General features: G+C 67.4%; 15 protein-coding genes, 1 other RNA gene and 1 pseudogene. 3 read left to right on the top strand and 14 right to left on the bottom strand.

The genetic code is table 11. The annotated features are described in order from the left end of the window. Entirely contained in the window at positions 1-1,326 is a 1,326-nt protein-coding gene (locus ACFQZV_RS08030) for a flavin monoamine oxidase family protein (protein ID WP_378749950.1), read from the top strand. Between the two features lie 71 nt (positions 1,327-1,397). Continuing rightward, complete coding sequence (locus ACFQZV_RS08025; protein WP_378749952.1) at positions 1,398-1,943, top strand: pyridoxamine 5'-phosphate oxidase family protein; 546 nt, start codon at positions 1,398-1,400, stop codon at positions 1,941-1,943. A 10-nt stretch (positions 1,944-1,953) separates the two neighbouring features. On the opposite strand, the gene ACFQZV_RS08020 is transcribed toward ACFQZV_RS08025, so the two are convergent. The 11 genes and pseudogenes from ACFQZV_RS08020 to ACFQZV_RS07970 all read right to left on the bottom strand — a co-directional run bounded on the left by ACFQZV_RS08020 (position 1,954) and on the right by ACFQZV_RS07970 (position 9,934). Beyond that, positions 1,954-3,174 carry a Dyp-type peroxidase gene (locus ACFQZV_RS08020; RefSeq protein ID WP_378749954.1) on the bottom strand — a complete coding sequence of 407 codons (1,221 nt, stop codon included), beginning with the start codon at positions 3,172-3,174 and terminating at the stop codon, positions 1,954-1,956. Further along, a complete protein-coding gene (locus tag ACFQZV_RS08015) occupies positions 3,174-3,752 on the bottom strand; it encodes a copper chaperone PCu(A)C (protein WP_378749956.1) in 579 nt (192 codons plus the stop codon). The genes ACFQZV_RS08020 and ACFQZV_RS08015 overlap by 1 nt, the downstream gene beginning before the upstream one ends. Continuing rightward, entirely contained in the window at positions 3,749-4,354 is a 606-nt protein-coding gene (locus ACFQZV_RS08010) for a copper resistance CopC family protein (protein ID WP_378749958.1), read from the bottom strand. The genes ACFQZV_RS08015 and ACFQZV_RS08010 overlap by 4 nt, the downstream gene beginning before the upstream one ends. Positions 4,355-4,451: 97 nt before the next feature. After that, positions 4,452-5,060 (bottom strand): hypothetical protein, encoded by a 609-nt coding sequence (locus tag ACFQZV_RS08005; RefSeq protein ID WP_378749960.1) that lies wholly within the window; start codon positions 5,058-5,060, stop codon positions 4,452-4,454. A 97-nt stretch (positions 5,061-5,157) separates the two neighbouring features. Next, a complete protein-coding gene (locus tag ACFQZV_RS08000) occupies positions 5,158-5,835 on the bottom strand; it encodes a CoA transferase (protein WP_378749962.1) in 678 nt (225 codons plus the stop codon). 17 nt (positions 5,836-5,852) lie between these two features. Beyond that, positions 5,853-6,536: pseudogene (locus ACFQZV_RS07995) on the bottom strand (hypothetical protein); the annotation flags it as partial. 200 nt (positions 6,537-6,736) lie between these two features. Further along, positions 6,737-7,106: a transfer-messenger RNA gene (gene ssrA / locus ACFQZV_RS07990) on the bottom strand. A gap of 111 nt (positions 7,107-7,217) precedes the next feature. Next, positions 7,218-7,913 (bottom strand): anti-sigma factor, encoded by a 696-nt coding sequence (locus tag ACFQZV_RS07985; protein ID WP_378749964.1) that lies wholly within the window; start codon positions 7,911-7,913, stop codon positions 7,218-7,220. After that, positions 7,900-8,451, bottom strand: a complete 552-nt coding sequence (locus tag ACFQZV_RS07980) for an RNA polymerase sigma factor (protein WP_378749967.1) — start codon at positions 8,449-8,451, stop codon at positions 7,900-7,902. The genes ACFQZV_RS07985 and ACFQZV_RS07980 overlap by 14 nt, the downstream gene beginning before the upstream one ends. A 21-nt stretch (positions 8,452-8,472) precedes the next feature. After that, positions 8,473-9,099, bottom strand: a complete 627-nt coding sequence (locus tag ACFQZV_RS07975) for a class F sortase (RefSeq protein ID WP_378749969.1) — start codon at positions 9,097-9,099, stop codon at positions 8,473-8,475. A gap of 10 nt (positions 9,100-9,109) precedes the next feature. Then, positions 9,110-9,934 carry a DUF4397 domain-containing protein gene (locus tag ACFQZV_RS07970; RefSeq protein ID WP_378749971.1) on the bottom strand — a complete coding sequence of 275 codons (825 nt, stop codon included), beginning with the start codon at positions 9,932-9,934 and terminating at the stop codon, positions 9,110-9,112. Positions 9,935-10,068: 134 nt separating this feature from the next. On the opposite strand from ACFQZV_RS07970, the gene ACFQZV_RS07965 reads away from it, so the two are divergent. Further along, a complete protein-coding gene (locus ACFQZV_RS07965) occupies positions 10,069-10,743 on the top strand; it encodes an SIMPL domain-containing protein (protein WP_378749973.1) in 675 nt (224 codons plus the stop codon). A 33-nt stretch (positions 10,744-10,776) separates the two neighbouring features. On the opposite strand, the gene smpB is transcribed toward ACFQZV_RS07965, so the two are convergent. The 3 genes from smpB to ftsE all read right to left on the bottom strand — a co-directional run bounded on the left by smpB (position 10,777) and on the right by ftsE (position 13,428). Next, positions 10,777-11,253, bottom strand: coding sequence for an SsrA-binding protein SmpB (smpB, locus tag ACFQZV_RS07960; RefSeq protein WP_378749975.1), 477 nt, complete (start codon positions 11,251-11,253; stop codon positions 10,777-10,779). Between the two features lie 103 nt (positions 11,254-11,356). Beyond that, positions 11,357-12,271 (bottom strand): permease-like cell division protein FtsX, encoded by a 915-nt coding sequence (ftsX, locus tag ACFQZV_RS07955; protein WP_378749977.1) that lies wholly within the window; start codon positions 12,269-12,271, stop codon positions 11,357-11,359. Next, positions 12,268-13,428 carry a cell division ATP-binding protein FtsE gene (gene ftsE, locus ACFQZV_RS07950; protein ID WP_378749979.1) on the bottom strand — a complete coding sequence of 387 codons (1,161 nt, stop codon included), beginning with the start codon at positions 13,426-13,428 and terminating at the stop codon, positions 12,268-12,270. The genes ftsX and ftsE overlap by 4 nt, the downstream gene beginning before the upstream one ends. Between the last annotated feature and the right edge of the window lie 158 nt (positions 13,429-13,586).

Here is a 13,586-nt window from a genome sequence, read left to right as displayed (position 1 = left end):
ATGCCGCACCACGACACGATCGTCGTCGGAGCCGGAGTGGCGGGCCTCACCGCCGCGCGGCTGCTCGCCGCGGAAGGACGGGATGTCATCGTCCTCGAGGCGCGCGACCGCGTCGGCGGACGCGTCGTGACCGATCGGCGATTCCAGCTCGTCACCGACATGGGTGCATCGTGGATCCACGGCGTGAACGGCAGCCCGGTGGCCGCTGCGGCCGAGGCGCTCGGAATGCGGATGTCCGAGTTCACCGTCGGTGGGTATCAACCCGACAGCCGCCCGATCGCCCACTACGGACCCGACGGCGCGCGGCTGTCGGATGCGCAGGCGCGCGCCTATGTCGCCGACATCCACGCAGTGGATGCGACGTTGGTCGAGGTGATCGACCGATCGTCCCCGGATGCGTCGTACCGTGATGTCACCGAAGCGGCGCTGGCCGCACAGGAGTGGGACGATACGCGGACGCAGCGGGTGCGCGAGTACCTCGAGCATCGCTCCGAGGAACAGTACGGCGCGTGGATCGAGGATCTGGCCGCGCACGGTCTCGACGACGACGCGATCGACGGAGACGAGGTCGTCTTCCCGGATGGCTACGACCGTCTCCCGCGGCGCCTGGCCGAAGGCCTCGACGTGCGCCTGACCCACGTGGTCTCTCGAATCGATTGGTCGGACGACGTGAGCGTCACAACCGATCACGGCACGTTCCACGCGAACCGCGCGATCGTGACCGTGCCCGTCGGTGTGCTGCAGTCTGCAGACTTCGTCATCTCACCGCAGCTTCCCGAGCCGGTCAGCACAGCCCTCGGCCGTCTGTCGATGAACGCGTTCGAGAAGGTCTTTCTGCGCTTTCGCACGAGATTCTGGGACGAGGACGTCTACGTGATCCGGCAGCAAGGCCCAGAAGGACGGTGGTGGCACTCCTGGTATGACCTCACCGATCTCCACGACACCCCGACGCTGCTCACATTCGCTGCCGGCCCCGCTGCCGAGGCGACGCGGGATTGGTCGGAGGACGAGATCGCCCGGTCGGTGGTCGATCAGTTGCGGCGTCTGTACGGCGCCGCGGTAGAAACCCCGACGCACGTGCACGTCACGGATTGGCAGGATGATCCCTGGGCACGCGGGTCGTATGCATACATGACCCTCGGCTCGACCACATCCGATCACGACGATCTCGCGACACCGATCGGCGACGTGCTGCACCTCGCCGGAGAGGCGACATGGACCGACGATCCGGCAACCGTGTCCGCGGCGATGCTGTCCGGCCACCGAGCCGCCGAACGCGTGCTCGGGCGGAGCGTTCCGATCCCCTCCGCGTGGCGAGATCTCTGACCGTCCCCCTGTCGACTGCGCGCGTTCCGGGCTACCGTGGAAAGCGAGAGCAGAATCGGGGGTGATGCCTCGTGACGGCATCCGAATCCGTGGAGCAACTCAGCGCACAGGATTGCTGGGGACTGCTCCAGTCATCGAATCTGGGCCGCCTGGCGGTGATCCGCGCTGACGGCGAGCCCGACATCTTTCCCGTCAATTATGTCTGCCACGAGGGAGCGCTCTACGTGCGCACCGCGAGGGACCGCAAGCTGTTCCATATCGCCCATCATCCGATCGTGGCTTTCGAGATCGACGGGTCGACCCCCGATGCCTACTGGAGCGTCGTGGTGCGCGGTCCTGCGTCGCGTGTCACCGATGATCGCGAGCTCCGAGGCAGCGGCGTGCGCGGCCTCGTCTCGAACAACCCCATCCCCTTGCACACCGCGATGAAGGTTCAGGCGAACACGGTCACCGGCAGGCGCCTGCGCCGACACACCGGATCGACGAGCGACGTCTACGCGTACGAGGGTGAGGCGACGACGTCGGCGACGCCCGTCGTCGAGGCGGACGCGCTGCCAGCGCGGTCCCAGCGGCCGAGCCACATTCCCCATGTCCCTCCGGTCGACGATCGCGCGTAGGCGCTCCGAATCAGGAGAGAAGCGTCTCGCCGACGTACCCTCCCCGAGCGCATCCGGGGGGAACGGCGAACACCGCTGAACCGATCGGGGTCGTCCACTCGTTCAGCAGGTCGAGCTCGTCCAGCCGTCGCTGGATCGGGACGAATTGACGATCGACGTCAGCCTGGAACGAGACGAAGATCAGTCCGGAGTCCGACACACGATCACCGGACGGGGCGTCGTCGTAGTTGTACGCGCGGCGGAAGATGCGTTCGGTCGGATCGTCGCTGCGCGCTCGTCGCAGGTGCGAGAACTCCGGGATGACAGGGAACCCTATCGACGTCGTCGCGTCGAAGTCCGGCTCGTCGAACTCGTCCGTTCCGGTCAACGGTGCACCGTTGGAGTGGAAGCGACCGATGGACTGATCGCGCCCGCCACGGTCGAGTCGGTCCCACTTGTCGAGATCCATGTGGGTGCGACGGATGACGATGCTCGTCCCTGCGGCAAGCCAGCCGTCCTCGATCCACACAACGGAATCGAAGTCGGTCGTCCCGGGAACAGGATTGGTCGTTCCGTCGATCTGTCCGAAGAGGTTTCGCATCGTCGTGCCCGGTTTCACGCTGCCGTACGCCTGTCGGAAACCGCGCTGCGTCCATCGCACGGTCGCGAACGTACGACTGTCCTTGAGCAGCATCCGGGTCGCGTGGGCGAGCGTGATCGGGTCGTCCGACGCGATCTGCATCAGCAGGTCACCGTCGCCGAACTCCGGCTGCAGTCGGTCGATGCCGAACGCGGGCAGGGGACGCAACCACGTCGGCGCGGCCCCGCTCGCCCGCGCCACGAGCCCCGGCCCGAACCCGAACGTGACGGTGAGCCGCGCGGGGGTCGTCGCCAGTTCCGGCTCCGAATCTGCCAGCGCGCCTTCCCCTTGTGTCAGGCGGGCGGCGTCGTCGCTCAGGATTCGCATGAGCCGCCGCAACGCGTCACGGTCGACCTCCGGGCGCAGATCGAGCGCGATGAACACGCCGTTCGCCTGCGCGTCCGTGTCGATGCCGGCCTGATGGTTCCCGAAGAACGGTACGACGGTGTCTCCGTTGAGAGGCACGGATGCCGCGACCGACCCGCCATTGTTCACGGCGTAGTCGACGCCGACCGCCGCGGCGGCGCCGACACCGGCGACGGCCCCTCCGAAGAGGAACTGCCGCCGGGTCGACCCACGGCGACCGGGATCGGAGCCCCGGTCTGCGGGCATCAGTGATCCATCTCCTCGTCTTCATCGTCGGAGTGGTCATGACCATCGTGATCGTGGTCCATCTCGGAGTGATCCCCTTCGTAGCTCTCGTTGGCACCCGAGTAGTCCTTCACCGGCGCGACGAACTCGAACGTCGAGCCGTCGGACAGCGTCAGGATGAAGGTCGCCTCGCTTCCGGCGACGAGCGGTGCGGTGAGATCCATGAGCATGAGGTGGTTGCCACCGGGTTCGAGGGTGAGACTTCCACCGGCGGGGATCACGAATCCCCCGTCGATCTCGCGCATCACCATCTCACCTGCGTCGTTCGCGGAGGTCTCATGCAGCTCGAGCATCGTGGACGCCTCGGACTCTGCCGAAACGACGGTGATGTCGGTGTCGCCTTGATTGGTGAGTTCGCCGAACGCGGCGGACATGCCTTCGTCGGCCGACTTGACCCACGTATCGACGATCTCGATCGATTCCGCTTCGGTCATCGTCTCCGCGGCGGGAGCGGACTGCGACGCACATCCCGAGAGCGCGAGTGCGCCCACGGCCAGGAGCGCGGCGAGGCGAGTCAGTGTGGTGGTCTTGGTGGTCATGGGTTGTGCCTTTCCGGGGTGTCTCTGTCGACACCGGATCTGTGTGTGACGCCGACTGTCCGGCGTCGGGTGAGGGTTCGCACGGCGACGTAGAGCGCGATCGCGATGAGCGCGCCCCCGACGCCGATGAGGACGGCGCGCAGTGCGCCGCCTTCCGAGTCGGTCTGCCTCTCCGCAGAGGTGGTCGCATCCGCTGATTCGACCGATTCGGCGTCCCGCGTGAGCGGATCGCCGTCACCGACCGTGAACGGCACGATGCCCGCGACCGGATGCCCGTCACCGGATACGACCCGCCAGCGCACCTCGTATCCCGCCTCGGGCATGCCGGGACGGATGATCGCTGAGACGGTCGCCCCGTCGACCAGCGGGTCTCCTTCGGTCCAATCGGTTCCGTCTGCGTCAGCCACCATGATGACCGCCCCCATCGTGAGGACGTCGCCGGTGAACTGAAGCGTCACCGTTTCGGGCGCTGCGACCAGCGCCTGGTCGGCGGCAGGGTCGCTCGAGACGAGTTCGTCGTGAGCGGATGCCGGAGCCACCGGTGCGAGCACCGCGACAACGGTGACGGCGACACCGGCGAGGATCTTGCGTGCGCGAAGCATGGACGCGCCCCTTCTCGTGCGCCGTCGACCGACGGCACGCGTCTGGGCACCCCGAGGGTGCGGAATCACACCGCCCGAGGACCGGCGCGGCGCGGAATCAGACCAGAAGGAGTGAGGGCGGACCGCGACGTGCGACGCTGTCGGCGTGCCGTCCGAGGCTCGGGAGTGCGCGGAGCTCCGACGCGACGACCGGAACGGGCCGCGGAGTCGGCGCGGCGAAGGCCGGAACGATGAGCCTTCGCCGCACGGCGGAGAGGAGATCACGTGCCAGTGCGCCCAGACGACGCGCTGCCGTCTCTCCGCGATACACGACGGCGATGGTGACGATGGCGGCGACTGCGTGGCTCACCCACATGGCGGCCCCGCCATGCATCATGCTCTCGACGAATGCGGGCTCCCCGGACAGCGTCTGCACATGGCCGTGCATGTGCACTGCGGTCGCCCGTGAGGAGCTCGGAGTGCCGAGCACGAAGAGCAGATGGTAGAGCGTCTGGCTGAGAACGACGCCGAGCGAGAGGCGAGCGAGCGAGAGCGAGCGACCCGTGAGCAGTGTGCACACCATGACGGACAGCACCCACGGCACCGCGATACCGAGCAGTGCCGGGAGGGCTCCCCCCGCGGCCACGTGTGACATCAAGGCGATGAACGTCGCGATCGAGGCAACGATCGTCCCCCGCACGACGCGCAGACCTCTCGATTGAGCCACGTCTCCATTCTGGCAGACGGGCGCGTGATGATCGGCGCCGGTCCCATCCCGGCGCGCGGACGCTTCGTCCCTACCGATCACGGCCAGACGGGGGCTATCAGCTCACCCAGCGCGCGGCGTCCGCACCCCACGGGCGTCCCACGTGCGAATAATCCGCGGGAGCGCCTTCGAAGGCCAGCACGGGAGGCGCGTACGTGATGCGACCGCGGCGGTGTGTCGGCAGCGTTGTCGCGCCGTCGAGGTCAAAGGCTCCGCCTTTCGCACCGACGGCGGCCGCAGAGCCGGCCGAAGACAGAAGCGCGTGGGCTGTGCGCGCCAGTGACATTCGCACGTCGATCGAACCGCCCACTCTATGTTGTTCGCGCAATGCCAGAACGATCGCGGCGGCGAGAAAGTGTCCCGTGGCGTGGTCGAGCGCCTGCACGGGCAGGGCACCCGGAGTGACACCATCGACACTCTCGACCAGCGAGACACCGCACACCGCCTGCACGATGCTGTCGAATCCGCGCCGGCCGGCCCAGGGCCCCTGCCACCCCCAGACGGAAACGGAGGCCGTCACCACCCCTGGGACGCGTTCCGCGAGAGAACGCGCATCGAGCCCGAATCGCTCGAGGGCTCCGGGGCGATACCCGGTGAGCACCACGTCGGCGCGCGACAGCAGCCGATCGAACGCCTCGCGGTCGGCGCGCTCGCGCAGGTCGAGCAGGGTCGACCGCTTGCCCTGACCTGTGTCCAGATGGATCCACCCGATCTCGGGGTGAGACGGCGTATCCACACGCAAACCTCCGCACCGGCGAACGCAAGGTCCCGCGAGGCGACGGGTCCCGCCAGCACCCTCGTGAGGTCGAGTACCCGGATGCCGCTCAGGGGCGCACCACCCTGGTGCCATACCCGTGGGGCCCCACCCTCGACGGACGTGTGCTGCACCACCGGGGCCGCGTTCACGGCACGGCCCGGCGCTCCCTCACTCCACGACTGCGGTGTGCGCGCGGCTCCGACGACGGCACCGATGCGCGCGGCGCGCTCTTCGAGATCGAAAGAATTCCTGTCGCCGATCGCGCGCGCCACGACCGGCACCTGTGCGTCGTCGCTCACACCGAGGAGCGAACGCAGTGCCCGCTCATGGTGGGGATAGTTCGCATGCGAACGCACCCAACCGTCTGCCGTCCGCCAGAATCCCGACAGCGGCGCCCAGGCCACCGGTCGCACTCCGTCGATACGCAACACGCGATCGCCGGCGAAGGATGCGGCAACGGCGGCTCCGTCGACCGAGACGCGGGAGATGTCCTGGGCACCGCACTCCGCCACAATGAGGTTGACCGCCAGCGACGCGAGCGCCACGCTGTCATGCGCGAGAGCCGCCACAGGTAGACGCGACTCCCAGGGGCGAACACCGTACGGAGTCTCGATGTACTCGGCGGCCCACGCAAGGTCGAGGCACGCCGCGAACTCCCGCCCGACATCCCCGAGCGTCATGTCGCGACCGGCTGATCAGACCCGAACCGCGAACGTCCTCGAATCCACCATCGCGGCATGTCGCCGGCGTCGTGCGTCATGTCGCACACCCTAAGGGGTCGACGTCATGATCCGCCCGCGGACCGTCGTCGGTGAGATCGAGAAAGCCCCGCGGTCCCCTGTTTCCAAGGGACCGCGGGGCGTGAACTCCGTGACAGCGGCAGTGGAGATGGGGGGAATCGAACCCCCGTCCATCGCTGAGATACTGCGTCTTCTCCGGGCGCAGTCTGTGAAGACGTTCTGCTCGGCTCCGACCTTTGTCACAGACACCTAAGTCGACGAGCCCAGCCTGGGAAGAGTCCCGCGTGACGTCCAGACGCCGTCACACAGCAAGATTCCTAGATGACGCCAGGATCCGTGTCGGAATCAGCCACGGTCTGACGGACTATCGGGCTCGCTTATGCAGCGAGGGCGAAGTCGTTGCGCTTTGCATCGGCAACTATTGGTTTGCAGAGGGCGTTTACGAGATAACCCTGCATCCTCGGCCCGCTTCCCGCAGATTCACAGGCGATGTCGAAACCGATCATCCCCGTGAACCTTCGTGTGAAGGCGGCCGCTGTCACACTGTGGAGTTGTCATGTTTCGGATGCCGTGACATCCGAGCACATCAGGATACAACGTGAGCGGCCATCCCGCCATTCCTCACACGAAATCGAGTTCACCGCGCACGATCGAGTCACCGGAGTGCGAGGGATCGCCGTCGTCGTCCTCCTGGGAGATGTCGACGAGGACGTACTCGCGGATGTCGATGTCCGCCGGCACCGGGAAGACACCCTCGCTCCCCTCGAGCACGCCGAGACTGATGAGAGCCGACGCATCCGAACGGATGAGCCACACCTCTCGGTACCCGACGTCGGCGGCGTCCGCGTCGAGCGCGACGAGAACCTCAACCTCGCCCTCGGGCGACTCGATCACCGTCGCGTGTCCGAGGGATCCGGGATGCTCGGGGAAGGCATCCAGGGTGGCGGAGGCGAGCTCGACGACCTGCGGAGCCCGCACGAGGTTCCACACTCCCGCGATCCCGAGAACCACGACGAGGCTGGCCGCGAGTCCGAACAGGACGCGTGAGACGGTGCGCGAGCGCGCGGGCACCGTGGCCACGGTTTCTTCCGCGGCACGCGCCGCGCTGACGTCGGCGACGATCCGCTCCCATACCCGTTCAGGCGGCGCTTCGAGCTCACCGACGGTAGCCGTGGAACGCCCCACCGACACCGTGTGCTCGAGCTCGGCGAGTTCGAGAGCACACTCGTCGCACGCGTCGAGGTGCGTCGTCTCATCAGATGTAGGTTCTTCGCCGAAGGCGATCAAGGCGAAACGATCCTGGTCAAGATGTGACATGTCCCACCTCCAATCGTGTGCGCATTCTGGTCAGACTTCGTCGAATATGGCTCTTCACGGTACCGAGCGGCATCTCGAGCCTCTGGGCTATCTGGTCGTGCGTCAGGTCGTCGTAGAACGCGAGCCGCACGACCGTTCGCGCATCGGGTTCGAGTCGTTCGATCTCGTCGGCCAGCAGCAGACTGTCGCCGAGGTCGACCTCTCCCCCGACGAGTTCGTCCGGGTGCGCGAACCGCTGCAGTTCTTCTTGCAGCGCCTTCACGCGAGCCCGTGCCTCGTGGGCGTCGGCAATGCGTCGCCTGGTGATCATCACGAGCCACGTCGACAACCGCGACTTGGCCGGATCGAAGGATTCCCGCGACGTCCACGCCGACACGAAGGCCTTCTGCGTGACGTCTTCCGCGTCACCACGGTCGCCGAGCGAACGCAGCGCAAGGGTGAACACGATCGGCGACCAGCGCCGATACACCTCTTCGAGTGCGCGTTCCTCTCCAGCTCGGAAGCGTTCGACGAGGTCTTCGTCATCGGGGGCGGACACACCCGCTCCTTTCTCTGCAGATCAATCGACGGGCGTGGCGATCGTCACCACGTTATCCCGGTAGCGACCGACCGACGGGTCGTACTCTCCCCCGCAGGTGATGAGCACGAGGTCACGAGATCCCTGCCGCGCGAACAGTTCGTCCACGGGCAGGTCGGTTTTGCGGTAGTAGGTGACGCTGTCGACGCGGTAACGGTGCGTGGTGCCCGCGGCATCCGTCACCGAGACCTCGGCACCCGCACCCAGATCGCGGAGGCGACTGAACGGACCGATCGGATACTCCGGCGCATCGACGTGGGCTGAGATCACGACGTTGCCGTCGCCACTGGTGGGATCTGCCCCGAAGCGATACCACCCCGCCACCGCCGGGTTGGGGTCGAGCTCCATGAAGCCGCCGGGTTCGATCCCGACGGGAACGACCGGCACATCGATGTCTACGGAGGACACCGCCACCCGCACGGGCGGCACGTCGGGGACGGCCGGCGTGAGGGTGGCGGCGGTGACGGGGACCTCCACCTCGGGCGTGGGAAGCGCCCGAGGAGTCTCCGTCACGACCGGCGGGGTGGACGCCTCGGGGGTCGCGCCACACCCCGCCGACACGAGGACGATCACCGCCGCAGCCAGCACGGCGGTGATCGTCCTCGTCATGATCCGGTCCTCAGCGGGTCGACCGCGCACGGACGACGACCGCCGACGAGATCCCAATGGCGAGGAGGAGAGCGATGCCTCCCCCGATCAGGAGCATCTGCATGGCGGCGTCCTGCTGTGCGAGCTGCCCGCCCGTACCCGAGTCCACGCCACCGGGCGCGGAGTGCAGACCGCTGATCGTCTGGACGGCGAGCGCGAGGGTCTCGTCCTCGAGGCTGCCCCAGGCGTACACGATGGTGAGCGTTCCCTCTTCGATCGTCACGTCCGCCGGTCCGAGCACGGGCTCGGTGGTTCCGGCGGCGGCGACGGATGCGGAGATGGTTCCGGGTGCGAGGTTGAGTGTCGCCTCGTCGGGGTTCGCGAGTCCTTCGATGACCGCTGTGCCACCGGCAAGCACATCGACGGCGGGGGCTGCAGCGTCGTGACGCACGGTCAGACGGCCTTCACCCGCGGCGGTCTGCGACGTGTCGTTGACGTACGGGGTGAGGGTCGGGTCGCCTGCCTCGGTGAGATGGGCGACCGCGGTGTAGTTCATGCCGCCCTCGAGGGTGACGGTGGCAGGTCCCAGGATCGGGGCACTGTCATCCGCGGCATCCGGAGCGGTCAGAGCGACTTCGTAGTCGCCCGCGGGGAGGTCGAGGGGGCCGGCGAGGTCGCCGGGTGCGAAGTCGTCGAGAGTGAGGTCTCCGTTGACGTACACATCGACGGGTGTGTCCGGGATGCCGTGGAGGACGGACAGCTGGGCGTTGTCGGCCCCGGCTGCGTGGGCGGGCGCGATCAGGCCCATAGCTGCGATGGCCCCGGCTGCGACGCCGAGAGCGAGTGTCTTGCGCACGTTCTTTCCCTTCATCGGAGGCGGTCGTTCACCGCCCTGGTGAAGAGTGATTCCGGGCGACGGAGTGTTTTGGATGCACCTGGATGGAATTTTTCTCAGGATGCTCGCGACCGGCCCCGCGTAGGGTCGAGCCCATGAGCGAAGTGACCATCACCGTCCGGGGCGAGCACGAGGCGCGCGTGGCGCCCGAAGAGGGCATCGCCCAGATCTCCGTGCGCACCGAAGGGCATGACCGCGGCGATGTCGTCGAGCGGATCGCCTCGCTGGCCACGCCGATCCGCGAAGACCTCGCTGCGCGCGCGGCCGCCGACGAGGTGACCGACTGGTCGAGTCAGCGGGTGTCGTTGTGGGCGAACAGGCCGTGGAACAGCGAGGGCAAGCAGCTTTCCCTCGTTCACTACGCATCCGTCGAGATGACCGCCACCTTCACCGATTTCGCGGCACTGTCGTGGTGGGTCAGCAACGTCGCCGAACGCGACGGCGTGCAGATCGACGGCATCTCGTGGCGCCTCACCCCGGCGACCGCGGCGCGTGTCGAAGCGGATGTCGCAGCCCATGCGGTGCGCGTGGCCGTCCAACGTGCGCAATCTTATGCGGATGCCCTCGATCTGGGCGCGGTCATCCCTCTCGAGATCGCCGACACCGGACTGCTGGTGAAGGCGGATGCCGGGGCAGGCCCCGAGATGCGCCTCGCGCGGGCCGCATTCGCGGCCGATACCGGCGCAGGCGGTCCCGCGCTCGAGTTCGAACCCGAGGACATCGTCGTGTCGGCAGCGGTCGAGGCGCGTTTCACCGCGCGCGCACACTGACCTGCGGCATCGGTCCGATCGCGGGGAATGAGCTCAGTCGCCGAGACGATTGCGTGAGCGCATCGCGCGTTCTGCTTCACGTTTGTCTTCGCGCTCGCGGATCGTCTGCCGCTTCTCGTACTCGCGCTTGCCCTTCGCGACCGCGATCTCGACTTTCGCACGGCCGTCCGAGAAATAGAGCTTCAGCGGGATGAGTGTGTAGCCGCCGGCAGAGATGGCATGCGAGAGCTTGATGATCTCGGCCTTGTGGAGCAGAAGCTTGCGGGTGCGCTTGGTCGAGTGATTCGTCCAGTGCCCTTGCGAGTACTCGGGAATGTGCACGGCATCCAACCATGCCTGCTCACCGTCGATGTAGGCGTAGCCGTCCGAGAGGTTCGCGCGTCCCTGGCGCAGCGACTTGACCTCGGTGCCTGTGAGGACGAGGCCCGCCTCGTAGGTCTTCTCGATCTCGTAGTCGAAGCGCGCGCGCCGGTTGGTCGCGATGACCTGCTCGCCGCGTTCCCTGGGCATGGTGACTCCTCGATCGGATGCCGCGACGCCGGATCCCCGACCGGTTCGGGTGCGCACGACAGCCTGACAGTCTACAACGCCTCTTGCGCGAGACGCCCGCAACTCAGGCGCGCAGCCAGCGGCGGATGGCGAAGCTCGCCGACAGCGCGGCCAGCAGCACGCCGATGATCACGAGCACAGGGACGACCATCCACGCCTCGGGAATATCGACCCAGGTCGTCACGAACGCCAGACGCTCACGCAGGTAGCCGTTGACGCCGAACTCGACGCCGGCGATGACCGCTCCGCTGGCCAGTGCTGATCCGATGAACGCCGCCAGAACGCCTTCGAGCACGAAAGGGGTCTGGATGAATCTGTTGGAGGCGCCCACCAGCCGCATGATGCCGATCTCGCGCCGTCGCGCATAGGCGGACAGGCGGATCGTCGTCGCGATCAACAGCACTGCGGCGATCAGCATGAGGCCGGCGATGCCGACGGCGATGTACGTCGCGACGGTCAGCGCCGAGAACAGCGGTTCGAGGTACTGCATCTCGTCACGCACGTCTTCGACGCCTGTCATCCCCGAGAACGCCTCGACGATGACGTCGGATTGTCGTTGATCGACCAGGTTGATCATGAACGTCTCGTTGAGCTGTTCGGGCGTGATGACGCTGGCGTAGTCCTCACCGAGCAGATCGACGACGTTCTGGTACGCCTGCTCGCGATCCTCGAACTCGACGTCGCGGATGATTCCGGCCAGGGCCGGACTCTCGAGTTGCGTTTCGACCTCGATGAGCTGATCGGGGGTGGCCACTCCCCCGGTGCAGGTCTCCGTCGTGGAGCTCTCGCTGCACATGTAGATCGCGACCTGGGCACGATCGACCCAGTAGTCGCGCATCGTGCCGATCTGCATCTGCATGAGGATGGCCGCGCCGACGAAGGTCAACGAGACGAACGTGACGAGCACGACCGAGATGACCATGGATGCGTTGCGACGCAGGCCGGTGAACGCCTCCGACAGGATCAGACCGGCCCTCACGAGGTGGGCCCCACTTCGTCATCGGGCTCGCCGTCGCGCAACCCCAGTCGGTCAGCGAGACCGAGTTCTTGCACGTCCATCTCGATCGACTCCACCACGGGAATGGGATTGGTGCGCGCCACCGGCGAAGGCTCGGGTCCGCGCCCCGGCGCGGGCTCGACGGCCTGCGGAGCGGCATCGTCGGCGGCTGCGGCATCCGTTGTGGTCGGATCGGGGGTGAGCGGATCGGGGGCCTCACCATCGTCACCGAGAGCGGCAGCGGATTCTGCGATGGCCGACTCCGAGGCCTCGACCGTTCGCGCCTCGAGCGCCGGCTCCGCCGCAGCGGCAGCCGCCTCGATCGCGGCATCGACGGCAAGCGGTTCGACGGCGCCCGTCTCGACGATCTCGCGGTGAAGCTCCAAGACAGCGGTGAGCGCCGCGACGGACGCGGCCCCCTTCTCTGCGGCGGGCGCGAGGCTCGGAAGACCCGAGGTGTCGCCGTAGCCACCGTGCCTCTCGTCGCGGATCATCTCGCCGTGTCGCAGTTCGATCACGCGCCGTTGCATCTGGTCGACGAATCCCGCCTCATGAGTGGCCATCACCACGGTCGTCCCCCCGGCGTTGATGCGGGCGAGGAGCTGCATGATGTCCACCGAGGTGGCGGGGTCGAGGTTTCCGGTCGGCTCGTCGGCGAGCAGCACCTGTGGCCGGTTCACCAGCGCACGGGCGATCGCCACGCGCTGCTGCTCGCCGCCGGAGAGTTCGTGGGGAAAGCGCTTCTCTTTGCCCGCGAGTCCGACGAGGGCGAGGGCTTCGGGGACCGCCTGCTGGACGAATCCCCGGGACGACCCGATGACCTGCAGGGTGAACGCGACGTTCTGGAACACCGTCTTGTTCGGCAGCAGCCGGAAGTCCTGGAAGACCGCCCCGATGTGGCGGCGGAAGTACGGGACTTTACGATTCGAGAGGGTACGGAGGTCACGCCCGAGGACGACCACGCGACCGGCGGACGCGGTCTCCTCGCGCAGGATGAGCCGCAGGCACGACGACTTTCCCGACCCTGAGGCGCCGACGAGGAACACGAACTCCCCGCGCTGCACCTCGAAGTCGACCTCGTTGAGGGCGGGCCTGGGGGTGCCACGGAAGCGTTTCGTGACGTTTTCGAACCGGATCATGGCGTGTCGAGCCTAAGCGCGCGCCGCGCCGCCGCTCCGAACGACACGGCGACGAGGCCGAGGGCGGGCATTCGACGACGAGGCAGGATCGGCGGAGGCGAGGACGTGGGAACGGCCGCGGGGTGCGACGACTCCTCCACAGCGACGGCCGATCGCCC

The organism is Microbacterium koreense (assembly GCF_042677105.1).
Lineage (GTDB): Bacteria > Actinomycetota > Actinomycetes > Actinomycetales > Microbacteriaceae > Microbacterium > Microbacterium koreense.
Note: the sequence above shows the minus strand (reverse complement) of the source record. Positions and strands in the feature narration are given on the sequence as shown.